Below are 23819 nucleotides of genomic sequence, written 5' to 3'. Positions count from 1 at the left end.
ATTCTAACATTACAGTTAGGAGATGCAGGTATGTCCGAACCTTCGTTCGAAGACTCGTTCCGCCGGTTACTCGGCGGTCGGCCCGATATGGCGGTCACACTCGGCCTCGCTCCGGTGCGGGGCGACGACCACGAGGTGGTGCTGAGTATGGAGTGGCGTCCCGAACTCGCTCAGCCCACAGGAGTGTTCTCTGCCGCGTCGCTGTTCGGGTTGGCTGATATCGCGGGGACTTTCCTGGCCATGCGTTACGTGCGAGAGGGATTTCCCTTGGCGATCACCTCGTCGGTGCATCTTCTCGGAAACACGCGCAGCGGGACAGCGCTTGCGACCGCTCGACTCATCAAGGCCGGCCGCACGGTGATCCGGACCGACACAATGGTCACGGCCGGCGATGTCGATCTGGCGTCCGTCCAAACCACCTACCTGAACCCGTCGTAGTCGAAGTGCCGTCCGCGGAGATGGGGTTGCGCTTCGAGGACGGCCCTCGTCCGGGTGCTTCATGCCGGGGCCTGCGCAGCGGGTTCCGGCCGCTCGTGCTGGTCGCTCCGGTGCCGGGCGAGGAAGGCTCGGAGGCGGTCGCTGCGTGGATTGCCGAAGAACTCGCCCGGCCGGCCGGTCTCGACAACCCGGCCGTCCGCCATGAACACACAGCGATCGGCAACCTCGCGGGCGAAACCCATCTCGTGGGTGACTACGACCATGGTTCGGCCGCGGTCCGCGAGCCGTCTGATGACAGCGAGCACATCTCCGACCAACTCGGGATCGAGTGCACTCGTGGGTTCGTCGAACAGCAGGACGCGTGGCTGGGTGGCGATGGCTCGGGCGATGGCCACCCGCTGCTGCTGGCCGCCGGAGAGCTGCCGCGGATATGAACGTTCTTTGCCGGACAAGCCCATCTCGCGCAGGAGATGGTGGGCACGCTCTTCCGCCTCGGCCCGGGGGTGCTTGTGTACTCGTATCGCGGGCTCGGTGATGTTGCGCAGCGCGGTCCAGTTGGGCACCAGGTTGAAGTGCTGGAACACCATCCCTATGCGCGACCGCTGTTGTGCGATGGCACGCTCGCTCATCGGGCGCAGCCGCCCTCGGTGTTCCTCGTAGCCCAGGAGCTCGCCGTCCAGGGTGACGCTGCCGCCATCCAGACTCTCCAGCATGTGGATGCACTTGACCAGGGTCGACTTACCCGAGCCGGACGGACCGAGAACCGCCAGTACTTCGCCGTCGTGAAGATCGATATCGACGCCGTCGAGCACGGCAACGGCGCCGAACGACTTCCTCAGGTTGCGCACCTGCAGCACCGGGCGCGTGGTCGGGCCGTCCAACGGGGAAGCGGCGGAGCCGGTTTCGGATTCGGTCAACGTGCTTGTCCTTTCATCAGACGACGTACGCTGCGGGACGGGGTGTTCGCGTGCCCCTGTCCGAACCGGATCTCTATCCGCCGCTGGACCGCGGACAACAGGGTCACGACCGCGAGGTACCAGAAGACGGAGACGACGAGCAGCGGCACCACTTCGTAGTTACGGTTGTAGATGAGCTGAACCGAAAGCAATAGATCGGTCATGCCGATCACGCTCACCAGGGATGTTCCCTTCAGGAGGCCTATGAGCTGGCTGCCGGTCGGTGGGATGATCACGCGCATGGCCTGTGGCAGAACGATCCTGCGGAACGCTCGTCCGCTCGTGAAACCCATGGCCTTGCCGGCGTCCGTCTGGCCCTGATCCACCGACAGGATGCCCGCCCGAATGATCTCGGCCATATAGGCCGCCTCGTGCAGCGACAGGCCGATGATCGCGGCGACGAAAGGCGTCATGAACGTATTGGTGGCGCCGGAGAAGACGACCCCGATACCTGGGATGCTCAGTTCTACGGAGGGCACAAGGTAGGCGAGATTGAACCAGAAGATGAGTTGTACCAGCGGTGGCACACCCCTGAACACGGTGACGAACAGCTTCGACACTGCGCGGGCAACTGTGACCTCGCTGAGCTGGCCGGCAGCGACCACGACACCGAGCAGGCAGCCGGCGGTCATACAGATGGCTGTCAACGCGAGTGTCATCCACAATCCGCGGAGTACGGCAGGGTCGAACAGATACTCGGCCACCGTGGGCCATCCGAACTTCGAGTTAGTCGCCGCGAAACGCACCAGGAGTAGCGCGGCGACGACGACGAGGACGGAGGTGGCGATCCGCCAGGGATAGATGCGGCGTTTGGCCTCGGCGATATCCACAGGCAGGGCTGCTGCCGTGCCCGCCCCGGCGACCCAGGGGGGCACTGCGCTTGCGCTCTTCATTCCGTCTGCCCTGACATGGGGTTCAGCTGCGGGGCATCGATCCGCTCGTTCTCCAGGCCCCACTTCTGGATGATCTCGTCGTAGCCGCCGTTTGTGAACAGCCGCTGCCATGCCTCGAGCAGGACCGGGGCGAGGCCGCTTCCCTTCGGAGTGACGACGGCGTCCAGGAATACCTGGGCGCCCTGCTCCGGCCCTTGAGTCACATAGTCGTACTTGTCTTCCTGGGCCCGGATCAGGTCGAGCGCGGCCGATTCCGTCATCGCTGCGATATCGATCTGATGGGAGGAGAGCGCGAGCACCGTTGTGCTGGTGTCCTTGAGCGGCATGGCCTCCGGTGCTGCACGTCCCTGATCGACACACCAGTCACCGAGCTTGGGCAGCATGTCCTCCACGATGTTGCCCACACCGTGGCCGACCCGTTTGCCGCATACGTCGGCGATCGTCGAAACTCCGGTATTGCCGCCGGTCTCGTAGAGATAGCTGATGCTCTCCTGGAGCCAGGTCACCATGTCCAGAGCTTCTTCACGCTGTGGTGACACTGCGAGTGGGCCGTTGTATGCGTCGTAGCGGCCGGAGCCCAGCCCGCTGAGAATGGCGGGCAAAGAGGCCGCGGACTCGAACTTGACGGGGATCCCGAGTTCGCCGCTCAACGCATCCCATACGTCCGCATCGATCCCGGTGATTTTTCCGCTCGGTTCGACGATTCGGTATGGGGGATGGGCATCTGCCGCAACCCGAAGCTCGCCGGCGTCCCGAATCTCCTGCGGGAGCTTGGCGAAGAGGGTGTCGCTTCCGCCGATCGGCGGCGCAACATTGTCCTGCGCGGTGGTTGCGCAGGCGCCTAGCACCGCGACGGCTGCGGTCAGCGACAGTCCGGTGCGGACCAATCGAGACAGGGCATTTCCCATACTGATTCTTCCTGTGCTGAGGCCCTTCGATGTGCGCGTCCGAGTCATGGCGCCCGATGGCGGGGACGCAACGGCGTGCGCAAGAACCTGATGAGTGATGCACGTCATGTGGTGTGCATCACAAAGATGCTAACATGTTAGTATGTTTGTGACAAGGGGCTTCCTCGGGACTCCGCTGTGGCTACGCCGAACCTGGACTTCCGGCAGCTGGGATCGGCAGAGTCCCGCGCACTCGTGAAGCTGGCAATTGCCAGCGTCTGACGTCGGTAGCCATGTCGTCGACGGCTGTCTTTCCCGCATACCCGGCAGCGGATCGGTACATCTTCTCGAACAGTTCAGGCCAGTCGTATGGGTTCTCGGGGGAGCCCGGTGGTGATGCGGACGCCTCGACCTGCGTTCCGTTTCGCAGAGTTACCTCGACGCGGGCGGACAAGCCGTGAGCGAATGCACGGTCCTGTTCCTCTCCGACCAGAACATTCGTGTTGGTGGCGATCCGGGTCACCTCGGGAATCTCGAATGCGGAGCGTTCCAGTAGGTCGTAGTGCGAAGGATCGTTGCCGCCGAGTGCGATGGCCATGGCCGCGGTCACGTGCAGGCTGAATTGCGCCTCTGTCAGGCTTCGAGCTCGAGGCCCCAGGTGCCCACAGTGTGCGGCGGTAGTGCGGTCGGTATAGATGCGGACGCTTTCGACCTCCTCGGCGCGCAAACCTTGGGTTCGGAGCGTGCCCATCGCTGCGAGGGCTGCGTGGTTGCCTGTGCAGGTGCTCCAGGCTTTGATGCCCAATCCGTCGCAGTGCCAGGTTTCGCCGAGGCCGTCTGTGAGACGGTCGAGCTCGACCCGCCGCCCGCCGAACGACCTCGCGAACCCTCGGTCACCTTCGATGGGATGACCGGGCCCGGTAGCACCCAGCTGGGCGAGTTCCGCACTACGAATACCCGCGGCCGCGGCGAAGCCGGCATGCAGTCGCTTGACCTCTCCGCCCGACCGGGTGAACTCGGTCGTTCCCCCTGCCTGCGCAACAGCGAGGCCGAGGGCATGCCGCGTCCGAGTGGCGTCCAGCTGCCACAGCCTGGCAGCTGCAGCTGCAGCGCCGAGCGGGCCGAAGCTGCTGGTGACGTGGAAGCCGCGGTCCTGAGTGATTTCGGGGGACATCGCCAGCCCTAGCCGAATGGTCACCTCGTATCCGACCGCCAAGGCGGTCAGCAGGTCCCGTCCGCGTCCGTCGATCTCCTCGGCTACCGAGATTCCGGCGGGTACGACGACACAGCCGGCGTGGACGGCGGCCGGAACGTGGTAGTCGTCGAGTTCCAGTCCATGCATCGCGGTGGCATTGACCAAGGCTGCCGGTCCCGGACGCAGCCGAGCGGCGTGGCCGATGATCGCGCTGTGCCCGGCCGCGCTCTCCCGCCGCGCGAGCGAGCGTGCGGCTTCGGTCCACGGTCGCGTGCTGGCCGCCATCATCGCCGCAATTCCGTCGGCGGCGTGCATCGTCACCTTGTCGATCACCGCCGCCGGCACATCCGACCATTTCGTGCCGGCGATGAAATCGGCCAGCTCGGCTGTGACCGGGGCCGTCGGCGAATGGGTCACGACTGGGCCTGTGCGCTAACGGCTTCCGGCCGGACGAAATCTCCGTCCGTCCGGAACTCTGTGCTCAGCCCGGCCTGTCGGGTGACGGTTGTCATGTAGTCCACGACATCAGCGAAACGGGGATCGGAGGGTGCGATCTGTTCGGTCTGGGAGTTGTCGTTGATCCACCCCGGGAAGAACCCGTAGTCGGTAAGACGGCCGTTTGTGATGACGAACTTCGCGATGATCGTTTTGCGGGAGTCCGGGGGGAAGTTGAAGGTCGACTCGTAGTTGGGAACCCACTCGGGGTTGAGGGCCAGAATCTCCTGAAACGATTTCGACGCGACATGCTCCGGAGTGATCCTCGTGTCCATCGCGAAGTTGGCCAGGCTGTAGAAGATCGGAACACCCTTGTAGATCTCGATGCCCTTCAGGATGTGTGAGTGGTGGCCGATGACAATGTCCGCGCCGGCATCCACGGCGGCTCGGGCCACGTCCCGCTGGTAATCGGCGATCTCGGCGGGAATAAAATGGATGCCCCAGTGGAACGAGGCGATGACGAACCGGCCTGCCGACTTCTGCCGGGCGATATCGGCGCGCAGCGCCGCGAGATCGTCACGATGGGCGAAGGTGTGAATGCGCGCCGGCGTACCGGGCTGATCGTGCTCGACCTGCTCGTAGACAGTGAAGGCTCGCATCGGAGCGCAGCCCGGCCGGTTCTCGGTCGCCCAGAAACTGTGGGGAAGGATCGAACTGTACGAGAGCACCGACACCTCGCCGCCGGAGGCGGGTAGGACAGCAGGTTGTCGTGCTTCGTCGATGTTCGCCCCCACCCCGACAGGGTGCAGGTGCGCAGCACGCAGGTTTGTGATCGTCTCGAGCATTGCTCGGGCCCCGAAGTCCATGCAGTGGTTCCCGGCGAAGGAGATCACGTCGAATCCGCTGTCGGCCAGTGCTCGAGCCGCCGCTGGATCACCTTTGACCGTGTGACGCACCTGAGGTAACCGTTCCCCGCTCTCGGCCAGTACGAATTCCAACTGGCCGAAGGTGATATCCGCGGCGCGGAGCAGTTCTCGGGTCGGCTCGAACAGTTCTCCCGCATCGTCGCGGTCCGGGCCGATATCGCCCACCGCGAGCACGACCGCGGTGCCGTGGTGCTGTTGTTCTGCCGATCGGGTCATCTGATGTCCTTCGTTCTCGATTGGTCAGGGCATGCCGGTCAGCGGGCCCATTTCCTTTGCCGGTATCGCCATGAGGCGGATTTCTGCGCTCCTGAGGGAGCGGACGTCGGTGGAAAGTGCTGGTTCGTATTCGTCGAGGAGTTGCCGGAACCGGAGGTCGGCGAGTTCGGCCAAGCCGTCGTAGATGCCCACGAAGATGTCGCGGGCCTGTCGTAGCGGCCACTGGGGTGGCTGGATCTCTGGGGGTAGGAGTGGGTCGTGATCGGGGAAGAACCGCCACTGTTGCATCACCCGTGCCCGCTGGACTAGTGCTTCCGCGGCACCGACCGTGCCGACGTCGACTCGCTCCAGCAAGGGGGCGAAGGTGGTGATGAAGCTCTTGTAGCGTTCTTCCAGGTGCTCGAACGAGTAGGCGCGGATGGGGTCACCGAGCCCGAAGTGTTCTTCGATGCGGGCGCCGGCGATCACCGTGGCCTTCTGCAGTTCCAAGGACTCCAGAGTGGCCTTCAGCGGCGTAGGCGGTGGCCCGGGCCTGACCCAGACGCCGTCGTACAGAGTCGCGAATCTCATCGCGTCGAGGCGGTGCCGGATCAGGTGGCGCTGCGAGCGATTCTTCTCCGCGACGGAGAACATCACGATCGACCAAGTGCCGTCCCAGGTTGTGGCCCGACCGCCGAAGTCGACGATTTCACTGAGTCTCTCGGCGTGGTGCTCGTGTGCGCTGTCGGAGAGCCGGTAATAGGTCGACCGGCCGGGCTTGCTCACCTCGAGTAGTCCGCGTCTGGTCACCCGGCTCAATCCGTTGCGGGCCCCGATCTCGGTGACGTCGAACTCCTCCAGGAGGCGAACGAGAAATGCCGACGGGATCGGCTTGCGCTGCCCGAAGAAGTAGGTGCCCAGCAGGGTCACCAGGAGGTCCTGCGAGCCCGCGTGTTCTGCCACGGTCGATTCCTCTCTGATGTCACGCCGTCCCGGTCGATGCCGGCACTTCGTTCCTGCTTAGTGGAGGTGTAGTGGACAAGATGGGACGGAGGGGTGCGGACGTAGGTGGCACGGATGGTGCCGCTGGCAGATAGGTAGGTGACGCAGCTCTCAGCACCCGGAAAAAGAATCGCACCTGAAGTGTCGAACGTCAAGCAAGGTGACATTTGCGGTTCGTTGCGGCCGCCGCGACATGGTGTCTTCCCTGGTGAACTGCGGTTTACGCAAGAATATTTGTCATGACACTTGACGACCGTTAGGGAGACTGCGAATATATGCTCATCTCGGCGTAATCCACGTCACATCCCCATTCAGGAGTACCCATGCCGAATTCGAGAACCCGCTTCGCCATCGCCGGCGTTGCTGCTGCGGTTGCGGTAGCACTGACCGGCTGCGCGAGCACGAACGCGGGGGAGGACCCCGACGAACTGAGGGTCGGTTTGTTCTCCAGCGACGTAACCTTCGCTGCTTTCTACGCCGGGACGGGTGAGGCGGGCGCGCTGTCCGAGGTCCTCGAGCGGCGCGGGATCGAACTTTCCATCGAGACGATTCCCTCGGGTTCCAACCTGGTGGCCGCGCTGGCGGGTGGCTCCGTCGACATCGCTATCCTGCCCGGCAGCTCGGTTCTCGGAGTGAACGCGCAGGGTGGTGCGCTGGTGCCGTTGATGAACATGTTCGACGGCCCTTCTCAGCAGGTCATCGCCCGCAGCGCTCTCCAACGGGAGAACAACACCGACGTGGCAAAGTTCGATCGCCAGCGCTGGGCGTTCACCCGCGTCGGCTCGATCTCCGAGATCAGCGCTCGCTTGACCGCCGAGGATGCGGGTTTGGTATGGGAGGACCAACAACGCATGCCGCTGGGAAGTGGGTCGGAAACCCAGGCGATGCTTGCTTCCGATCGTGCCGATATCCTGTCCACCTCGCCGGCGAACTCCGCGGAAGCGGTCGAATCGGGCACGGCCTACTTGGTGTCCAACCCGCAAGCAGACGATTCGCTGCCGATCGCGCACCAGCTCAACTCGGTACTCACCGCATCACCACGCTTCCTGCAGCGCCATCCGGACCTCACCCAGGAAGTCGTGACATCGATCGTCTCCGAGCTGGCCGAGATCAGTGCCTCGACGTCCGCCGACGAGGTACTGAACGATATGCCCGCAGGGTTCAAGGAGGCCGTCGGGTCGACCTGGAACCGGCAGTGGGAATATTCGCAGTCAGGCTTCACCCGGGCCACGGGGGGCTTCTCGGCGGAGGAGATCGAGCAGACGGTCACCGGCGCGAAATTGGTCGATGTCGTGCCGGACAGCTACGAGCCCGAACCGGGCACCTTCGACAACAAATACGTACTAGAGGCATACGGCCGGCTCGGCGTGCAAACGCCTGCAGGACTTGCGTAGTTTTCGCGATACGAAAGGTAAACCATGTTCTCCACCCGCGAATCGAGCGTTGCTGAGCGGAGCGAGGCGAGCAGCACTGCTGCGATCGAACTGCGCAATCTCACGCAGGCGTACGCCACAAAGAACGGAGTCCGGACCGCGGTCCAAGATGTCAACCTGTCCATCGGAGATGGTGAGTTTGTCACCATTGTCGGTCCATCGGGATGCGGCAAGTCGACCATCCTGTACATGATCGCCGGACTGCGTCCACCGCACTCAGGTGAGGTGCAGGTGCTCGGAACCTCGGTCGGCGCGCGCCAGGGCCCACATCCCGACGTCGGCTTCGTGTTCCAGCGTGATGCACTACTGCCTTGGCGGACCGCCGTGCAGAATGTTGCGCTCGGCCTCCGTTATCGTGGCACGCCGAAGAAGGAAGCCAACGACGAAGCGCGTGGATGGCTCAGCCGAGTCGGTCTCGAAGGGTCGGAAAACTCCTACCCGCACCAGTTGTCGGGCGGAATGCGCAAGCGTGTTGCGATTGCTGCCAGTCTCGTGCTGCGACCGCGAGTTCTCCTCATGGACGAGCCGTTCAGCGCGCTCGATGCGCAGACCCGCAACCTCATGGAGAACGACCTCTTGGCGCTTTGGGAGGAAACACGCCAGACCGTCGTTTTCGTCACGCACGATCTCGAGGAGGCAGTCGGCCTCGCCGACCGAGTCGTCACGATGACACGCGGGCCCGGCACAGTGCTGACAGATCGCACAGTGCCGATCGACCGCCCGCGCAACCTGCTCGAACTGCGGTTCGACAGCGCGTTCACCGCAATACACTCCCAGCTCTGGGATGACCTGCGAGAACAGGTCGTCCTTCCCCGTACGGGCGGTCGGTCGTGACCGTAACCACCGCCACAGTTGTTGATTCCGGGGAAGCCTTGAAGGCGACCCGGAGGTCCTTATGGATCCCCGCCGCTCGGGTGCTCCTCTGGGTGGTACTCCTCGTGGGTTGGCAGGCGGTCGTGAGCCTGTCACCTGCTGCCGAACCCCTGATCGGGTCGCCGGCCATGGTCGCGGAACAGATCTTGTCCTGGGTTGCCGACGCGCAATTCTGGAGCGATGTAGTGGTGACGCTGACGAATGCGGCGATCGGTTTCGTGGTCGGTGTTTCGGCCGCGTGCCTGTGCGTCGCGCTGTCGTGGCCGTTCGCGCTGGTGCGCCGTTTCCTTTCGCCATTTCTCGTCGTAGCCAACGCGATTCCGCGGATCGCGCTCGCGCCGCTGTTCATCCTGTGGTTCGGAATCGGGACGACGTCGGCCGCGCTGTTCGTAGCATCCCTCATCTTCCTGATCGTTTACCTCAACGTGTTCAACGGTCTGTCGACGATCGACCCTGTCTACGCCGAGAACGCGCGGATCCTCGGTGCCGGCGGCTCCGCCTTGGCGACCTCGGTGTACATCCCGGCGGTGACCGGGTGGCTGATGACCAGCCTGCGATTGGCTGCCATCTGGGCCGTCCTCGGGGCAGCGGTCGCCGAGTACCTCGCCGGGTCGGTCGGGCTCGGGTCCTATCTGTCCCGAGGCAACATTCTCGGTATGCCCGAACTGCTGGTTTCAGCTGCCGTGGTGATCGCGCTCATCTCGCTCGCAGCGGACAAGGCATTGTCCGTCCTGGAACGGAGGTACACCCAATGGCGGCTGTTCTGACCGAGAACCGCAGGGGAATTCGGACCGCGGCCCTCGTCGCTTCCCAGATCGGTTTCGTGGTTGCAGTACTGCTGGGCTGGGAGTGGTCGGTGCGAGCCGGTGTCATCGACTCGTTCGTGGTCGGGACACCATCGAAGATCCTCGACACGCTCACCGGGTGGCTCACAGACGGCACTCTTGTCAGCAATACGTTCGTGACCGTGTTCGTTACCGTCGCCGGGTACCTCGCGGCCCTGATAACGGGAATCGTCATCGGCACGATCGCAGGCACTTTCGACGCGGTGAACAAGGTCATCACGCCGTTCGTTTCCTTCTGGCAGGGCTTCCCCCGGCTGGTGTTCTACCCTTTCTTCGCGGTGGCACTGGGATACTCGGTTGGTTCCCGCATGGTCCATGTCGCCTTCGTGATCGTCTTCGTCATCATCGTCAGCACGGCCGCGGGTGTGGCCGATGTCGATATCGATGTGCGGCACCATGCCCGGATTCTCGGCGCGAATCGCTGGCAGGTCATCAGAGATACGCGGCTGCCCGCAGCGGTGATGTGGGTAGGCACATCCGCGCGTATCACCTTCGGTTTCGCAATCCAGGCTGCCATCGTTGCCGAATTCACCGGGGCGAGTTCAGGGCTCGGGTATCTCATGGTGCGCGGCCAGAACAGTTTCAACGTGAATATGGTCTGGGCGGCGACCGTGGCAGCCATTGTCGTCGCGGTGGTGGTGGACCAACTCCTGCGGCTGGTCCAGGAGCGGTTCTCGCGATGGCAGGTGACGTGACGTAGCACCGGCCGCGGCCCATGGGAATGCCCCGCGTAACCCGATGAGGGGGTGACGCGGGGCATTCTTGTGGCGGCCATGGGCTCAGCTTGCCCGGGCGTTCATCCTGGTGGCGGGCTGCGGAGTCAACTGCCGGCGAGATTGTGGACGCATCGTCCGAGGGCCTCCCGCAGGTCGGCAACCGCCGCGGTGTCGAGCCCGTCGAGCATCTTCTTTTCGACGGTGTCGGCTGCTTGTTCGCACTTGCGGAGGGCGTCGCGCCCTGCGTCGGTCAGATAGTTGCACAGAATGCGCTGATTGTCCGGCTGTGGCCGACGCTCGACGTAGCCGGACCGGACGAACCCGGCCACCATGACCTGCATCGACTGTGCAGTGACGAAGGCTCGGCGGGCGAGCTGGGCCGAGGACATCCCCGGATGTACACCCAGAATGCTGAGTGCGGCGTATTGGGGTGTCGTGAGCCCATGGTTCCGCAGTCCGTCGTCGAGGTCGCGGCGCACCGCGGATTCGAGGCGTTTCACCAGGTAGGTCACGCGCGGTCCCGTGGCAGGGTGAGCGCCGAACTCCTCGTCATCCGAGTCTCCGTTCACGATTGACAGGTTATCAGAGTCACTGATATGTTTCGATATCAGAGATTCTTACATGCCGGGGTGGTCCTCGTATCGAGCACCCGGCCGGCGACCGTTCCGAGTTCCTCAGGGAGAACTGATGACCATCGACACCGACAACGAGCCGTGGGGTAACACGGTCACGGTTGAATTCGACGAACACCGCATCGCGTGGGTGAGTCTCAATCGGCCCGACAAGCGCAACGCGATGAACCCGACGCTGAACCGGGAAATGTTCGCCACGTTGGATCGTCTCGAGGACGACGAGCGGTGTGCGGTGGTGGTCCTCACTGGTGCCGGTGAAGCGTTCTCCGCGGGCATGGATCTCAAGGAGTACTTCCGGGAAACCGACGGTAAACCGCGCGCTGTGCAGCACCGGGTACGTGGCGAGGGCACCAACTGGCAGTTCCGCAAGCTGTACAACTTCACGAAGCCGACCATCGCGATGGTCAACGGCTGGTGCTTCGGCGGTGCCTTCGTCCCGCTGGTGTCCTGCGATCTGGCAATCGCCGCCGAGGACGCGACCTTCGGGCTCTCGGAAGTCAATTGGGGTGTCACCCCGGGCAATCTCGTGACCCGGGCCCTCGCGGAAACCATCCCCACTCGCGACGCGATGTACCACATCATGACCGGTGAACCGTTCGACGGCCGCCGCGCCGCAGAGATGCGACTGGTCAATGAGGCCGTACCAGCGGAGAAGTTGCGCGAACGCACCATCGAACTGGCCCTGAAACTGACGTCGCTGAGCCAGTGGGTGGTCCGCTGCACGAAGATCGGCTTCCGGCACTCGCGCTTGATGTCGTGGGAGGCGGCCGAAGACTTCCTGTACGCCAAGCATGACCAAGCGATCCTGTTCGACGCCGACGCCCGGGAACAGGGTATGACCGAGTTCCTCGATACCAAGACCTACCGGCCCGGTTTGGAGACCTACTCTGATCAGGAAGCACGCCGATGACCAGCACAACTCACGCCGTCACGGTGAACTTGCATATCGGTGGTACTGCGACCGCCCCGGAAAACGGACGCTTTTTCGTCAAGTCTCAACGCCTGACCGGACGCGAAATCGCCCGGGTAGCCGCCGCAACAGCCCCCGACGCCATCCGCGCCGCAACCGCTGCGGCCGAGGCCGCCCCCGCATGGGCCGGGCTGGCCCCGGCCGCCCGCCGGACGATTCTCGAACGCGCCGCCGAACTGCTCGAGCAACGGAGCGCGGAGATCGCCGCGACGATGGGGCAGGAGATGGGCGCGGCCGCCGCGTGGTGCGGCTTCAACGTCAAGCTCGGCGCCGGCATGCTACGCGAGGCCGCAGCCCAGGTCTACTCCACTGTCGGGCAGGTGATTCCGTCGGATGTGCCGGGGATGACCGCACTGGCCGAGCGCAAGCCGCTGGGCGTCGTCGTAGGAATCGCGCCGTGGAACGCCCCGATCATCCTCGGAGTCCGGGCGATCGCGATGCCGCTGGCACTGGGCAACACCGTCGTGCTCAAAGCGTCGGAGGAAACTCCGGCCACCCACGCGGCCATCGTGCAGTGCCTCGTCGACGCCGGCGCCCCGGCCGGCGCGGTCAACTTGATCACCAACGCCGCCGAGGACGCCCCCGAAGTCGTCGAAGCACTGATCGCGCACCCGGCCGTGCGGTGCGTCAACTTCACCGGCTCGACCCGCGTCGGACGCAGAATCGGTGAGCTGGCGGGCCGGCACTTGACCCGCTCGGTGCTCGAACTCGGCGGCAAAGCACCGTTCCTGGTGCTGGCAGACGCCGACCTCGACGAAGCCGCCGCCGCCGCATCGTTCGGGGCGTTCATGAACCAGGGCCAGATCTGTATGTCCACCGAGCGGATCATCGCCGACCGTGCGGTGGCCGCACCCTTCGCCGCGAAGCTCACCGCGCGCGCCCGGGCGCTCGTTGTCGGCGATCCGCAGGATCCGGGGACCCAGCTCGGTCCTCTCGTCCACGAGGCCGCGGTGGACCATGTGCATGCTTTGGTCCAGGACGCAGTCGCGCACGGTGCGACGCTGCTCACCGGCGGTGAACCCGATGGTTTGTTCTACCCGCCTACGGTGCTGAACCGAGTCGGATCCGATGCGCGGATCTACCGTGAGGAATCCTTCGGCCCCGTGGCGCCGATCATCGTTGTCGACGGTGTGGACGAAGCGGTGGACGTGGCCAATGATTCGGAGTACGGGTTGTCCGCTGCGGTGTTCACCGCCGATACGGACCTCGGGCTGCGGGTGGCCCGCCGGATCGACTCCGGTATCTGCCATATCAACGGAGCAACGGTCCACGACGAGGCACAGATGCCGTTCGGCGGTGTCAAGGCCAGCGGGTACGGCCGGTTCGGTTCGCAGGCCTCGCTCGAGGAGTTCACCGAACTGCATTGGGTCACCGTCTCCTCCGAGCATCGTCATTACCCGATCTGAGTGGAGACATTGCGATGACACACAGCACTGCCCCCGCGCCGGGCGACAACCCGTTCGCAGCGATGGTGCCCCGGTACGGGGAGCTCATCGAGCGTCGAGCCGAACGTCAGCCCGACCGGGTGGCAATCGTGCACGAGGACCGGTGCTGGAGCTACGGCCATCTGCGTGATCGCATTCACGCGGCGGCGCAGTTCCTGAGCCGGCGCGGAGTCGTTCCGGGTGACCGCGTGGTGTGCTTCTCGGAGAACCGTCCCGAAATGCTGGTGGCGCTCTACGCCTGCTCCCGCCTCGGGGCCGTGTTCGCCCCGGTGGGGGTCGCCTCCACCGTCGAGGAGCTCACCCATATCGTCGACGACCTCGACGCGCGGGTGGTGCTGGTGTCCGCAGAGACGGCCGATCGCCTCGCCGGCGATATCGGTCCCAACACTGCGCTGTATCTGCTCGCACCCACTAGCGGCACCTCGCTGGACGTGATTCCGGCGGGTGCCGACACGGTGGTGGACGTCCATCGGTCCGATCCCGAAGATCCCGCCTTGATCGTCTACACCTCGGGTACCTCGGGCCGTCCCAAGGGGGTGATCCTCAGCCATCGGGCGCTGTGGTTCAACAGTCTCAACACGCTCCTGGGTCTCGATATCGTTTCCGACGATGTCACGCTGGTGAACACGCCCCTGTCCCACACCGCCGCACTGAACACGTTGGCAGTCAGCACGCTGTACAAGGGCGGGACGGTGGTGATCGATCGCGGTTTCGATGCGCGCCGTTGTCTCGACCAGATACACCGGCATCGGGTAACCACGATGTTCGCGGTGCCGTCGATGCTGGCACTGATGGCTCGGTCCGAGGGGTTCGACCTCGCCGACCTGACGAGCTTGCGGTGGGTCCTCGGCGGTGGGGCGCCGATGCCTCCGGCGTTGGTGGCGACGTGGTCCGGTCGAGGGGTGCCGGTACTGCCGAGCTTCGGCATGACCGAGGCAGGCCCGTCGGTCAGTTTCCGCAGGCGCGACGAGGGCTCGTCGAAGTCAGGATCCTCGGGACCAGCGGCGCTGTTGACCGATCTGCGCATCGTCTCTCCGCAAGGTATCGACTGTGCTACCGGCACGGTCGGGGACATCTGGGTGCGCGGCCCGAACCTGGCCTCCGGATACTGGCGCAACACCGAGGCCACCGCGGACGCCTTCGCGGGGGAGTGGCTGATCACCGGGGATCGCGGATACCTCGACGAGGACGGTGACCTGTGGGTTACGGGGCGGTCCAAGGACACCATCATCACCGGCGGTGAGAACGTCGATCCCGCTGAGGTCGAGCACCTGATCGCCCAGTATCCCGGGATCCGGGAGGCAGCCGTGGTGGGAAGACCCCACCCGGTATGGGGCGAGGTGATCACGGCCGTGCTCGTCACCGACGTCGAGGTCACCCTCGAGGATCTGCGGCATTTTCTGCAGCCGCACTTAGCGAAGTTCAAAATCCCGCGCGCAATCGAGACACGATCGGAGCTGCCGCGCAGCGCGGTGGGCAAATTGCTGCGGCGCGCACTGGCCGAGCCGACCGAGAACACACCTTGACCGAGAAAGCGCACACCCGATGAGCATTTCCGTACCCGAAAAAGGATCCGGCGGCGCGCTGCGCGTCGTCGTCGTGGGCGGCGGCATCGGCGGCCTGGCGGCTGCCGCTTTTCTGCACAGAGCCGGAATCGATGTCGCCGTGTACGAGCAGGCACCGCAGCTCGGTGAGGTAGGAGCCGGCTTGGTCGTCTCCCCGAACGCGGTGCGGCTGCTGCGCCGGCTAGGTCATCTCGACCGATTCCTCGACACCGCCGTCGAACTCGAAACCGCCTGGGAATTCCGGCGCTGGCAGGACGGCTCGGTACTGTCGTCCGAGCAGATGAGCGGACGCTGTGCCCAGCTGTACGGTGAGAACGCGTATGTCAGCCATCGTGCCGATCTGCTCGAAGCCATCCGGGCAGCGGTACCACCGGGCCTGCTGAACCTCGGCAAGCGTTGCACCGGAATCGATGCCGGAACCGACAAGGTCGGCGTCCATTTCGAGGACGGCACCTCCGTCGAGGCCGACGTCGTCGTCGGTGCCGACGGCGTACACTCGCCGATCCGCGGGCACATCACCGCGCCCGCTCCCGCGACCTACTCCGGTATGTGCGCATTCCGCGCACTCGTTCCGGCCGAGGCCGCCCCCGAGTTCAGCCGCCGCCCCGTGCAAACGTTGTGGATCGGGCCCGATCATCACCTGGTGCATTACCCCGTCTCGGGGGGACGCAAGATCAATATTGTGGCGTTCGCCCCCGCCGGGGACTTCACCGACGAGTCCTGGAGCAGCCAGGGCACCGTCGAGGAGTTGCTGGCCGAGTTCGACGGCTGGGACCCGCGCCTGCTGAAACTGATCGAGAACGCGGGTACTCCCGGCCGATGGGCCCTCCTCGACCGAGCCCCGCTGTCGCGGTGGACCCGCGGTCGAGTGGCCCTGCTCGGCGATGCCGCCCACCCGATGTTTCCCTTCTTCGCCCAGGGCGCAGTGCAGGCCATCGAAGACGCCGCCGCGCTCGCTCAATGCCTGGCCGGCGAACCGGAAAATCCCGAGAAGGCTCTCTCTGTCTATGAACAACTGAGGATCCCCCGGGCAGGCCGATTGCAACAGCTCAGCCACGAACGCAAAGACATCAACCATCTGCCCGACGGTGCCGACCAGCAGCGGCGAGACGCCGAACTCGGTGCGGGAGATGCCCTTGTACGCAGTGGATGGATCTACGGCTATGACGCCGAAGCCGCAGCCCGGGAGGCACTGGCACAATGCTGACCTTCACCCACCGGACCCTCGGTCAACGCGTGCTCTTCGGCGAGGGACAGGCAGCCGATCACCTCCTTGCGGAAGTGAACAGGCTCGACGCCCACGCGATCATGATCATCGCCGAAGCGTCCGACCGCACGCGGGCAACGCAGCTGGCTGCTCGCCTGCCCCAGGCGTTGATCTATGACCGCGTCGCCCCACACGTTCCGCTGGAGACAGCCCAACACGCCCGGCGCTTCAGTGCCGAGCACGGAATCGACCTCGTGGTCAGCATCGGCGGCGGGTCGGCAACGGGACTGGCGAAAGCGGTCGCGCTCAGCACCGGTATTTCGATCGTGGCGATTCCCACCACTTACGCGGGCTCCGAAGCCACGAACGTCTGGGGCCTCACCGAGAACGCGCGCAAGACCACCGGCGTCGACGATCGAGTCCTGCCCGTGACAGTGATCTACGACGTGGCCCTCACCTACACTCTGCCGGTAGAACTGTCGGTGGCCTCCGGCCTCAACGCATTGGCCCACTGCGTCGATTCCATGTGGGCGCCACGTACCGACCCGATCGATCAGGCCATGGCCACCGAAGGCATCAGGGCGCTGAGTACCGGGCTGCCGGCAGTGAAGAAGGATCCACGCGACCGCGCGGGACGTGAACAGACCCTGTACGGGGCATACCTGTCGGCGGTCGCGTTCTCTTCTGCCGGTTCCGGTCTGCACCACAAGATCTGCCATGTGCTCGGCGGCGCCTACAACCTGCCCCACGCGCAGACCCACGCGGTGATCCTGCCCCATGTGCTGGCATACCTGGCACCCGCGGCTCCGGCCGCGGCAGAACGAATAGCCGCCGCATTCGGCAGCAGCGACGCCGTCGCCGGGTTGAATCGGTTACGAGAAGTACTCGATGCTCCGCTGGCTCTCGCAGACTACGGGTTCGATGCGGCCGCGATCGACGAGGCCGCGCAGCTGATTCTTCCCGTCGTGCCCGAGAACACGCCACGTGAGGTCAGTGCCGACGATCTCGCGCGGTTGCTGCGTGCCGCCTGGGCAGGCGACATACCGACCTCGGAGGTGAAGCCATGACGACCGATTCCGGCGCCGAGCAGAGCCGGCGGGAACAAGATCTCACCGACCGGGCGGTGGCGAGCTTCGACTCGTGCACCGACCCGCGTCTACGGCTGATCATGCAGTCTCTGGTACACCACCTGCACGCCTTCATCCGCGAGGTTCGTCTCAGCGAGCAGGAGTGGCAGACCGCGATCGAGTTCCTCACCGCGGCCGGGCACATCACCGACGACAGGCGCCAGGAATTCATCCTGCTCTCCGATGTCCTCGGCGCCTCGATGCAGACCGTGACAGTCAACAACGAGGCCTATGGCGACGCCACTGAAGCCACGGTATTCGGGCCTTTCTTCGTCGAGGACGCACCCCAAATACCTATCGGCGGCGATATCTCCGGCGGCGCTCCAGGAGAACCGTGCTGGGCCGAGGGCACGGTGACCGACACCGAGGGCAACCCCGTCGCCGGCGCTCGCATCGAGGTGTGGGAGGCAGACGAGGATGGCTTCTACGATGTGCAGTACGACGACGGGAGAGTCGCCGCACGCGCGCATCTGTACACCGACGCCGAAGGCCGGTACGCATTCTGGGGGCTGCGGCCCACCCCGTACCCGATCCCGCACGACGGTCCGGTGGGACGGATGCTCGAAGCAACGGGGCGTTCCCCGATGCGAGCCAGCCACCTGCACTTCATGGTCAGCGCCGAGGGGTACCGCACTCTCGTCACGCACATCTTCGACCGCACCGATGCGCTCCTCGACTCGGATACGGTCTTCGGCGTACGGGACTCACTGGTGAAGGATTTCGAATCCATGCCCGCCGGCACCCCGACTCCGGATGGACGAGATCTTTCCGGAGCTCCCTGGACGCGGGTGCGCTTCGATATCCGGTTGGCACCGGATACGGCCGCCCCCTCGGCGATTGACACCCCTCGCTGACACCGGCGGCACCAACCGCTCCTTCCTGCACAAGTCTCGCAAAGCCCGAGCGCTCGTCCGGCTCGGTGGACGAAAGAAAAGGCCGATGAGTCACTACCACAGCAATATCCGGGATATGCAGTTCGTGCTGTTCGATCTGCTCGATGGCCGGTCCCGCTACGGCCACGCACCCTTCACCGACGTCGACCCTTCCGCGGCCACAGCGGTTCTCACCGAAGCGGCACGTTATGCCACCGACCGGCTCGCCCGGACCTTCTCCGACACCGACCGGGACCCGGTCACATTCGATCCGGCAACCCATAGCGTGCGATTGCCACCGGCATACCGCGCCGCGGCCGCCGAGTACCTCGAATCCGGCTGGCTCGACCTGGACCTACCCGCGGAGATCAGCGGACAGAACGCTCCGCCTACGCTGCGGTGGTGTGTGACCGAGCTGATGCTCGGTGCGAATCCGGCAATCCCGCAGGGCCTCAACGTTGTCCCTCAGGTCGTCCGGCTGCTGTGGCAGCAGGGCAACAAATCTCAACGGCGGCTCGCCGAACTGATCCTCGAACGCCGCTGGATGGTCACCATGATGCTCACCGAACCCGACGCGGGCTCCGACGTCGGTGCCGGGCGCACTCGCGCCGTGCCGCAGCCGGACGGGAGCTGGCATATCGAAGGCACCAAACGATTCATCACCTACGGCGATCATGATCTGACCGACAACATCATCCACCTGGTCCTGGCGCGGCCGGTCGGCGTCGAAGGGGCTGGTGGGCCCGGCACCCGCGGACTGTCGCTGTTCGTGGTCCCGAAATTCCATTTCGACCCGGAAACCGGAGAGCTCGGTGACCGCAACGGTGTCGTGGTCACCGGGTTGGAACACAAGATGGGCCTCAATGGCAGCCCGACTTGTGAGGTCGAGTTCGGGGCCGACTCACCGGCAACCGGGTGGTTGCTCGGTGACACGCATGCCGGACTGCGGCAGATGTTCGAGCTGATCAAGCATCTGCGCATGCTGGTCGGCGTCAAATCGGCCGCCGCGCTGTCGACCGGCTACCTCAACGCCCGCGAATACGCCACCACCCGGGTACAGGGACGCCGCCTCGTCGGCGACACCGCCGACCCCGTGCCCATCATCGAACACCCCGATGTGCGCCGGTCCCTGATCACTCAGAAGGCGTACGCCGAAGGGATGCGCGCGCTGATCCTCTACACCGGCTCTCAACAGGACCAGGTGGAGGCCGCACGCGCCGCCGGCGAAACGGACCACGACTCCGACGCATGCCACCAACTCTTGCTCCCGGTCATCAAGGGATACTGCGCCGAGACTGCCTGGCGGGTCCTCGGGCAGGAGTGCCTGCAAGTGTTCGGTGGCTCGGGATTCCTCACGGATTATCCGCTCGAGCAATACGTTCGCGATACCAAGGTCGACTCCCTCTACGAGGGCACGACCGGAATCCAAGGCCTGGACCTGTTCTCCCGGAAGATACTGCGCGACAACGGTGCCACCCTGGAACGCATACTGGGGGAGATGGTCGAGACCACTAGGGCGGCTGATACTCGCTTCGTTCACGAACGAGCCATTCTCTTCGCCGCCATCGAATCGGTGCGCGGCATGGTCGCCCTGCTCACCACCCGCTGGGGCAACGACCGCAACGACACCGAACGCGAACTCGCGGCACAGGACACCACCCGCCTACTGCTCGCGCTCGGCGACCTGCTGTGTGGCTGGCTGCTGCTGCGCAGTGCGCAGATCGCTCACCGCCGGCTCGACAACGCCGAAGACGGTGATCGCCCGTTCTACCAGGGCAAGGTCGAAGCAGGCTCCTGGTTCGCCCGAACAGTGCTCATCGGCCTGCCGACCACCTTGCAAGCGATGCAGAACACCACCGGCGAGCTGCGCGACCTACCTGCTGGGGCATTCTGAACCCCACCAGGCCGGGTCCCGAACGTGCTCGGACTCAGCTGTCGGCCCACGGCCTGGGCAGCCGCGGAGTAATCGGGTTTGCCGGTGTGGTGTTGTTCAAGGCGTAGGTCAGCCCCCGAGCTGCCGACTGAACCAAGAGCGTCATTTCGCGTAGATCCCGGGTGCGCGGGGTACCCAGGATCGATACCGCCGCCGGCCCGATCTCGGGCGGGCCGGTGACAATGGCAGCGCATGATGCCGATCCCGGAGTGAACTCCTCGACGGAGGTCGCGCTACCACTGCGCCGCACTCGGGCGATCTCGTGCCGCAAAGCGTTGGGGTCGGTGATCGTCTGAGCGGTGTATGCCTTGAGCGGCTTGCCGAGGATCTCCCGCTCCAGGTCCGGCCCCGAATATGCGAGTAGAACCTTGCCGACCGCGCTGGCATGTAACGGCAAGCGGCCACCGGCCCGGCCGACGGGCGGAACGTCTCGCGTTCCACTGATCTTCTCGACCAGAATGGCCTGGGTACCGTCGAGCACCGCGAGCAGTACGTGAGCGTGGGTCATCTCCCACAATCCCTGCAGAAACGGCAATGCGGTTTCGCGCATGCCGTAGGTGCGGGTACTGCGAGCGGCGACCTCCCACAGCCGCACTCCCACGCGGTAGTTACCTCGGCTGGTCCGTTCGAGGCCGCCCCACTCGACCAACTCCTGAATGAGCCGGTGCACCGTGCTGGTAGGCAGCCCGCTGGCGCGGGCGATCTCCGACAGCGACCATTCGGTGCGCTCACCTGTGAATACCTCCAGGATGGCGAACATCTTGCTGGTCACCGACCGTCCCGGCGAAGTATTGCGGCCCGACATGGTCCTCCTTCGCAGCCGATACAACCAGTTTCCCACTGGACAGAAATCCTATGGCAGCGATCACATCAGAGAGTCTTATATAGAACAAGTCGGCAGCGACGCCGTCTCATGAATTTCCAAGGAGTAAACACCATGGCAGGAACCATGCTGGCCGCTCGGATGCATCACGTCGGGGATCCGATGAGTCTCGACGAGGTGCCTGTGCCCGAGCCCGGGCCCCACGACGTACGGGTCTCGGTCCGAGCCTGCAACATCGTGCCCAACCTGGCCAACATTCTGCAGAACTGGACCACCTGGTTCCCGCAGAATCCGCTGCCCGCGCTGCCGGCGATCTTCGGACTCGACCCCGCAGGTGTCGTCGACTCGGTCGGATCGGATGTGCACGGGTTCGCCCCCGGCGACCGTGTGTACGTCAACCCGGGACGTTACTGTGGTGACTGCCTGTCGTGCCGCCGGGGCGAACACAACGACTGCACCAGCTACGCGTTCTCCGGTTACTTCGGCTTCACCGCCACCGCGCCGCGCCTGCTCGACCGCTACCCCTACGGTGGTCTCGCCGAATACATGATCGCACCCCAGTACTCCCTGGTGAAACTGCCCGACAGCATCTCGTTCGAACAAGCGGCCCGATTCGGTTACCTGGGAACCGGATACGCCGCCCTGCGCAAAGCCCGCGTCGGCACCGACACCACCGTCCTGATCAACGGCATCAGCGGCACACTCGGACTGGGCGTTGCCCTGCTGTCCCTGGCGATGGGCGCGACCACGATCCTGGGCACCGGCCGTGATCGCGACCTGCTCGCCCGAGTCGAGGCGCTGGCGCCCGGCCGGATCCGAACCTTCTCCACTCTCGACGGCGCCATCGATTCCTGGGTGCACCGAACCCTCGGTGGTGGAGTCGATGTCCACATCGACGCGCTTGGCCCCGGCGCACCGCACGAGCCTTTCCAGCAGGGGCTGAAGTCGCTGCGCCGCGGCGGGCGCGCCGTCAACATCGGCGCCACCGCCGGTGAGGTGCCTATCGACGTCCATCACATCATGGACCAGCAATTACAACTGCTGGGTTCCTGCTGGTTCTCCGCCGGCGAAGGCCAGGCCATGGCCGCGATGGCCGACGCGGGGCTGCTCGATCTCTCGATCTTCGAACACATCATCTACCCCCTGACGAAGGTCAACGAAGCCATCGGCGGCGTCGCCGCCCGCAACGGCGGATTCAGCAATTTCCTCATCACACCGGCCGAGCGGTCAGGCCGATGACCGAACAGCAATCACCTCTTTCCCTCACCCTTTCCCGTACAGCTCTGGTCAACGTTCACTGGCAGCGCGACATCGTCACAGCCAGCGGCGCCTTCGCGCCCTTCTTCGCCGAGTCCGTGCAACGCCACGATGTTGTCGCCACCACCCGCAGACTGCTCGACAGCTTCCGTGCGGCCTCGGCGCCCGTAGTATTCGCCCGGGCCGCCTTCATCCCCGGCTACCCCGAGCTGATCCTCAACACCGGCCTCAACCAAGCGATCGTGGATCTGGGTGCACTCGTCGACGGCTCACCCGGCGCACAGATCATCCCAGAGCTGGCCCCGCTGACCGACGAGCCCATCGTCAGCCATCCCGGGACCTCAGCCTTCGCCACAACGCCCTTGGACTCGATTCTCCGCCACGCAGGGGTCGACACCCTCGTCTTCACAGGCGTCGCCACCAACGTCACCGTCGAAGGCACCGCCCGCAGCGCGACCGATCTCGGCTATCAGGTCGTGATCGCCTCCGACGCGTGTGCCGCCGCCACCGACGCCGCGCACGACGCCACACTCGCCACCTTCGAACTGCTCGGACGCGTCGCGACCACGGGCCGGATCATCGAGGCACTCACCGACAATGGGGAATATGTCCCTGTGGGAAGGTCGCGCTGAACAGTCCCGTCGTCGACTGCTCGGGCAGGCCGACTCACCGTCTGAACCTGTTGTGTCTCCCGGGCAGTTGACGGTCATCGGCCATACGGTAGGTCTCTGACCGATCGGTAGCGAAAATAGCTCGGCGCGCCGGAAACCGAACTGTTTGTAGTACGCAATACTGGCTTCGAGAGCGAAGACGAGGTACGTGCGGACGCCGGGGATGGATTCAGCCGATCGGTGATCAAGCGGGCGGCATAGCCTTGCTCGCGGGAACTCTGTTGGCCTGGCGCTGTTTCAATCGACGGCGTCGCCGCCGAAATGAGCCTGAAGGCTGCGGCGCTTGCCGCGATTCCCTGTGTGTCGCAAGTGCATATGGTGTTGGTCTCACGACATGGCGGAGGTAGCACTCATCGATCGATGGTCCCAGGTCAGCGAAACCCCACCGGTCATATACGTGAAACAGGATCAGGTCCGCCTGTATGCCCAGTTCACCGAGCTGCGCGATGCGCCGCTCCAGATTGCGGAAGTACCCGGCCTCGGATCGTTCCAGGTCGAAGGTGCCGCGGCGTACGCTTGACGG

General features: G+C 64.9%; 23 protein-coding genes. 15 read left to right on the top strand and 8 right to left on the bottom strand.

Annotated elements, in window-relative coordinates; all coding sequences use genetic code 11:
* Window positions 1-30 precede the first annotated feature (30 nt).
* Complete coding sequence (locus ACQEVO_RS14715; RefSeq protein ID WP_280399748.1) at window positions 31-438, top strand: PaaI family thioesterase; 408 nt, start codon at window positions 31-33, stop codon at window positions 436-438.
* A 59-nt stretch (window positions 439-497) separates the two neighbouring features.
* Here the strand turns inward: ACQEVO_RS14715 and ACQEVO_RS14710 are convergent, their stop codons facing one another.
* The 6 genes from ACQEVO_RS14710 to ACQEVO_RS14685 all read right to left on the bottom strand — a co-directional run bounded on the left by ACQEVO_RS14710 (window position 498) and on the right by ACQEVO_RS14685 (window position 6888).
* The gene (locus tag ACQEVO_RS14710) at window positions 498-1355 is read right to left on the bottom strand and encodes an amino acid ABC transporter ATP-binding protein (RefSeq protein WP_280399749.1); all 858 of its coding nucleotides are present in this window, start codon (window positions 1353-1355) and stop codon (window positions 498-500) included.
* The gene (locus ACQEVO_RS14705) at window positions 1352-2224 is read right to left on the bottom strand and encodes an amino acid ABC transporter permease (RefSeq protein ID WP_432913292.1); all 873 of its coding nucleotides are present in this window, start codon (window positions 2222-2224) and stop codon (window positions 1352-1354) included. The genes ACQEVO_RS14710 and ACQEVO_RS14705 overlap by 4 nt, the downstream gene beginning before the upstream one ends.
* Before the next feature lie 59 nt (window positions 2225-2283).
* Window positions 2284-3174: a transporter substrate-binding domain-containing protein gene (locus ACQEVO_RS14700; protein ID WP_432913290.1), complete on the bottom strand. Its 891-nt coding sequence runs from the start codon at window positions 3172-3174 to the stop codon at window positions 2284-2286.
* Window positions 3175-3376: 202 nt separating this feature from the next.
* Window positions 3377-4702, bottom strand: a complete 1326-nt coding sequence (locus ACQEVO_RS14695) for an MmgE/PrpD family protein (RefSeq protein ID WP_432922680.1) — start codon at window positions 4700-4702, stop codon at window positions 3377-3379.
* An 80-nt stretch (window positions 4703-4782) separates the two neighbouring features.
* Window positions 4783-5946 (bottom strand): CapA family protein, encoded by a 1164-nt coding sequence (locus tag ACQEVO_RS14690; RefSeq protein ID WP_432913288.1) that lies wholly within the window; start codon window positions 5944-5946, stop codon window positions 4783-4785.
* Window positions 5947-5970: 24 nt separating this feature from the next.
* The gene (locus ACQEVO_RS14685) at window positions 5971-6888 is read right to left on the bottom strand and encodes a PaaX family transcriptional regulator (RefSeq protein ID WP_432913286.1); all 918 of its coding nucleotides are present in this window, start codon (window positions 6886-6888) and stop codon (window positions 5971-5973) included.
* A 362-nt stretch (window positions 6889-7250) separates the two neighbouring features.
* On the opposite strand from ACQEVO_RS14685, the gene ACQEVO_RS14680 reads away from it, so the two are divergent.
* The 4 genes from ACQEVO_RS14680 to ACQEVO_RS14665 all read left to right on the top strand — a co-directional run bounded on the left by ACQEVO_RS14680 (window position 7251) and on the right by ACQEVO_RS14665 (window position 10773).
* The gene (locus ACQEVO_RS14680) at window positions 7251-8321 is read left to right on the top strand and encodes an ABC transporter substrate-binding protein (RefSeq protein ID WP_432913284.1); all 1071 of its coding nucleotides are present in this window, start codon (window positions 7251-7253) and stop codon (window positions 8319-8321) included.
* A gap of 24 nt (window positions 8322-8345) precedes the next feature.
* Window positions 8346-9194: an ABC transporter ATP-binding protein gene (locus ACQEVO_RS14675; RefSeq protein ID WP_432913282.1), complete on the top strand. Its 849-nt coding sequence runs from the start codon at window positions 8346-8348 to the stop codon at window positions 9192-9194.
* A gap of 104 nt (window positions 9195-9298) precedes the next feature.
* Window positions 9299-10000: an ABC transporter permease gene (locus tag ACQEVO_RS14670; RefSeq protein WP_432913280.1), complete on the top strand. Its 702-nt coding sequence runs from the start codon at window positions 9299-9301 to the stop codon at window positions 9998-10000.
* Complete coding sequence (locus ACQEVO_RS14665) at window positions 9985-10773, top strand: ABC transporter permease (protein ID WP_280399758.1); 789 nt, start codon at window positions 9985-9987, stop codon at window positions 10771-10773. The genes ACQEVO_RS14670 and ACQEVO_RS14665 overlap by 16 nt, the downstream gene beginning before the upstream one ends.
* A gap of 125 nt (window positions 10774-10898) precedes the next feature.
* Here the strand turns inward: ACQEVO_RS14665 and ACQEVO_RS14660 are convergent, their stop codons facing one another.
* Complete coding sequence (locus ACQEVO_RS14660; protein ID WP_432913278.1) at window positions 10899-11363, bottom strand: MarR family winged helix-turn-helix transcriptional regulator; 465 nt, start codon at window positions 11361-11363, stop codon at window positions 10899-10901.
* Window positions 11364-11481: 118 nt separating this feature from the next.
* Between ACQEVO_RS14660 and ACQEVO_RS14655 the strand changes: the two genes are divergently transcribed.
* From ACQEVO_RS14655 to ACQEVO_RS14625, 7 genes are all read left to right on the top strand, one after another.
* Window positions 11482-12336 (top strand): p-hydroxycinnamoyl CoA hydratase/lyase, encoded by an 855-nt coding sequence (locus ACQEVO_RS14655; protein ID WP_432913276.1) that lies wholly within the window; start codon window positions 11482-11484, stop codon window positions 12334-12336.
* Window positions 12333-13802 carry an aldehyde dehydrogenase gene (locus ACQEVO_RS14650; protein WP_432913274.1) on the top strand — a complete coding sequence of 490 codons (1470 nt, stop codon included), beginning with the start codon at window positions 12333-12335 and terminating at the stop codon, window positions 13800-13802. The genes ACQEVO_RS14655 and ACQEVO_RS14650 overlap by 4 nt, the downstream gene beginning before the upstream one ends.
* 14 nt (window positions 13803-13816) lie before the next feature.
* Window positions 13817-15367, top strand: a complete 1551-nt coding sequence (locus tag ACQEVO_RS14645; RefSeq protein ID WP_432913273.1) for a class I adenylate-forming enzyme family protein — start codon at window positions 13817-13819, stop codon at window positions 15365-15367.
* A 19-nt stretch (window positions 15368-15386) separates the two neighbouring features.
* Window positions 15387-16613, top strand: coding sequence for an FAD-dependent monooxygenase (locus ACQEVO_RS14640; RefSeq protein ID WP_432913271.1), 1227 nt, complete (start codon window positions 15387-15389; stop codon window positions 16611-16613).
* A complete protein-coding gene (locus ACQEVO_RS14635; RefSeq protein WP_432913269.1) occupies window positions 16607-17680 on the top strand; it encodes a maleylacetate reductase in 1074 nt (357 codons plus the stop codon). Before ACQEVO_RS14640 ends, ACQEVO_RS14635 begins: the two co-directional genes overlap by 7 nt.
* Window positions 17677-18594 (top strand): intradiol ring-cleavage dioxygenase, encoded by a 918-nt coding sequence (locus ACQEVO_RS14630; protein ID WP_432913267.1) that lies wholly within the window; start codon window positions 17677-17679, stop codon window positions 18592-18594. Before ACQEVO_RS14635 ends, ACQEVO_RS14630 begins: the two co-directional genes overlap by 4 nt.
* A gap of 85 nt (window positions 18595-18679) precedes the next feature.
* Entirely contained in the window at window positions 18680-20506 is a 1827-nt protein-coding gene (locus tag ACQEVO_RS14625; protein ID WP_432913265.1) for an acyl-CoA dehydrogenase, read from the top strand.
* 34 nt (window positions 20507-20540) lie between these two features.
* On the opposite strand, the gene ACQEVO_RS14620 is transcribed toward ACQEVO_RS14625, so the two are convergent.
* On the bottom strand, window positions 20541-21350 hold the full coding sequence (locus ACQEVO_RS14620; RefSeq protein ID WP_432913263.1) for an IclR family transcriptional regulator: 810 nt from the start codon (window positions 21348-21350) through the stop codon (window positions 20541-20543).
* A 132-nt stretch (window positions 21351-21482) separates the two neighbouring features.
* On the opposite strand from ACQEVO_RS14620, the gene ACQEVO_RS14615 reads away from it, so the two are divergent.
* The 3 genes from ACQEVO_RS14615 (at window position 21483) to ACQEVO_RS14605 (ending at window position 23816) form a co-directional block, all read left to right on the top strand.
* The gene (locus ACQEVO_RS14615; RefSeq protein ID WP_432913262.1) at window positions 21483-22607 is read left to right on the top strand and encodes an alcohol dehydrogenase catalytic domain-containing protein; all 1125 of its coding nucleotides are present in this window, start codon (window positions 21483-21485) and stop codon (window positions 22605-22607) included.
* Entirely contained in the window at window positions 22604-23257 is a 654-nt protein-coding gene (locus tag ACQEVO_RS14610) for a cysteine hydrolase family protein (RefSeq protein WP_432913260.1), read from the top strand. The genes ACQEVO_RS14615 and ACQEVO_RS14610 overlap by 4 nt, the downstream gene beginning before the upstream one ends.
* Window positions 23258-23630: 373 nt before the next feature.
* Window positions 23631-23816, top strand: coding sequence for a hypothetical protein (locus ACQEVO_RS14605; RefSeq protein ID WP_432913258.1), 186 nt, complete (start codon window positions 23631-23633; stop codon window positions 23814-23816).
* The last annotated feature ends 3 nt before the right edge of the window (window positions 23817-23819 follow it).

The sequence above is a fragment of the Nocardia sp. CA-290969 genome, assembly GCF_050936135.1.
Lineage (GTDB): Bacteria > Actinomycetota > Actinomycetes > Mycobacteriales > Mycobacteriaceae > Nocardia.
The sequence above is the reverse complement of the archived record's forward strand: the minus strand, read 5'-3'. Positions and strand labels throughout refer to the sequence as shown.

Coding starts and splice junctions, on each gene's coding strand:
- ACQEVO_RS14620 (WP_432913263.1), bottom strand. CDS start 21,350: ATGTCGGGCCGCAATACTTCGCCGGGACGGTCGGTGACCAGCAAGATG.
- ACQEVO_RS14680 (WP_432913284.1), top strand. CDS start 7,251: ATGCCGAATTCGAGAACCCGCTTCGCCATCGCCGGCGTTGCTGCTGCG.
- ACQEVO_RS14610 (WP_432913260.1), top strand. CDS start 22,604: ATGACCGAACAGCAATCACCTCTTTCCCTCACCCTTTCCCGTACAGCT.
- ACQEVO_RS14655 (WP_432913276.1), top strand. CDS start 11,482: ATGACCATCGACACCGACAACGAGCCGTGGGGTAACACGGTCACGGTT.
- ACQEVO_RS14640 (WP_432913271.1), top strand. CDS start 15,387: ATGAGCATTTCCGTACCCGAAAAAGGATCCGGCGGCGCGCTGCGCGTC.
- ACQEVO_RS14645 (WP_432913273.1), top strand. CDS start 13,817: ATGACACACAGCACTGCCCCCGCGCCGGGCGACAACCCGTTCGCAGCG.
- ACQEVO_RS14625 (WP_432913265.1), top strand. CDS start 18,680: ATGAGTCACTACCACAGCAATATCCGGGATATGCAGTTCGTGCTGTTC.
- ACQEVO_RS14675 (WP_432913282.1), top strand. CDS start 8,346: ATGTTCTCCACCCGCGAATCGAGCGTTGCTGAGCGGAGCGAGGCGAGC.
- ACQEVO_RS14665 (WP_280399758.1), top strand. CDS start 9,985: ATGGCGGCTGTTCTGACCGAGAACCGCAGGGGAATTCGGACCGCGGCC.
- ACQEVO_RS14650 (WP_432913274.1), top strand. CDS start 12,333: ATGACCAGCACAACTCACGCCGTCACGGTGAACTTGCATATCGGTGGT.
- ACQEVO_RS14630 (WP_432913267.1), top strand. CDS start 17,677: ATGACGACCGATTCCGGCGCCGAGCAGAGCCGGCGGGAACAAGATCTC.
- ACQEVO_RS14635 (WP_432913269.1), top strand. CDS start 16,607: ATGCTGACCTTCACCCACCGGACCCTCGGTCAACGCGTGCTCTTCGGC.
- ACQEVO_RS14715 (WP_280399748.1), top strand. CDS start 31: ATGTCCGAACCTTCGTTCGAAGACTCGTTCCGCCGGTTACTCGGCGGT.
- ACQEVO_RS14690 (WP_432913288.1), bottom strand. CDS start 5,946: ATGACCCGATCGGCAGAACAACAGCACCACGGCACCGCGGTCGTGCTC.
- ACQEVO_RS14605 (WP_432913258.1), top strand. CDS start 23,631: ATGGCGGAGGTAGCACTCATCGATCGATGGTCCCAGGTCAGCGAAACC.
- ACQEVO_RS14615 (WP_432913262.1), top strand. CDS start 21,483: ATGGCAGGAACCATGCTGGCCGCTCGGATGCATCACGTCGGGGATCCG.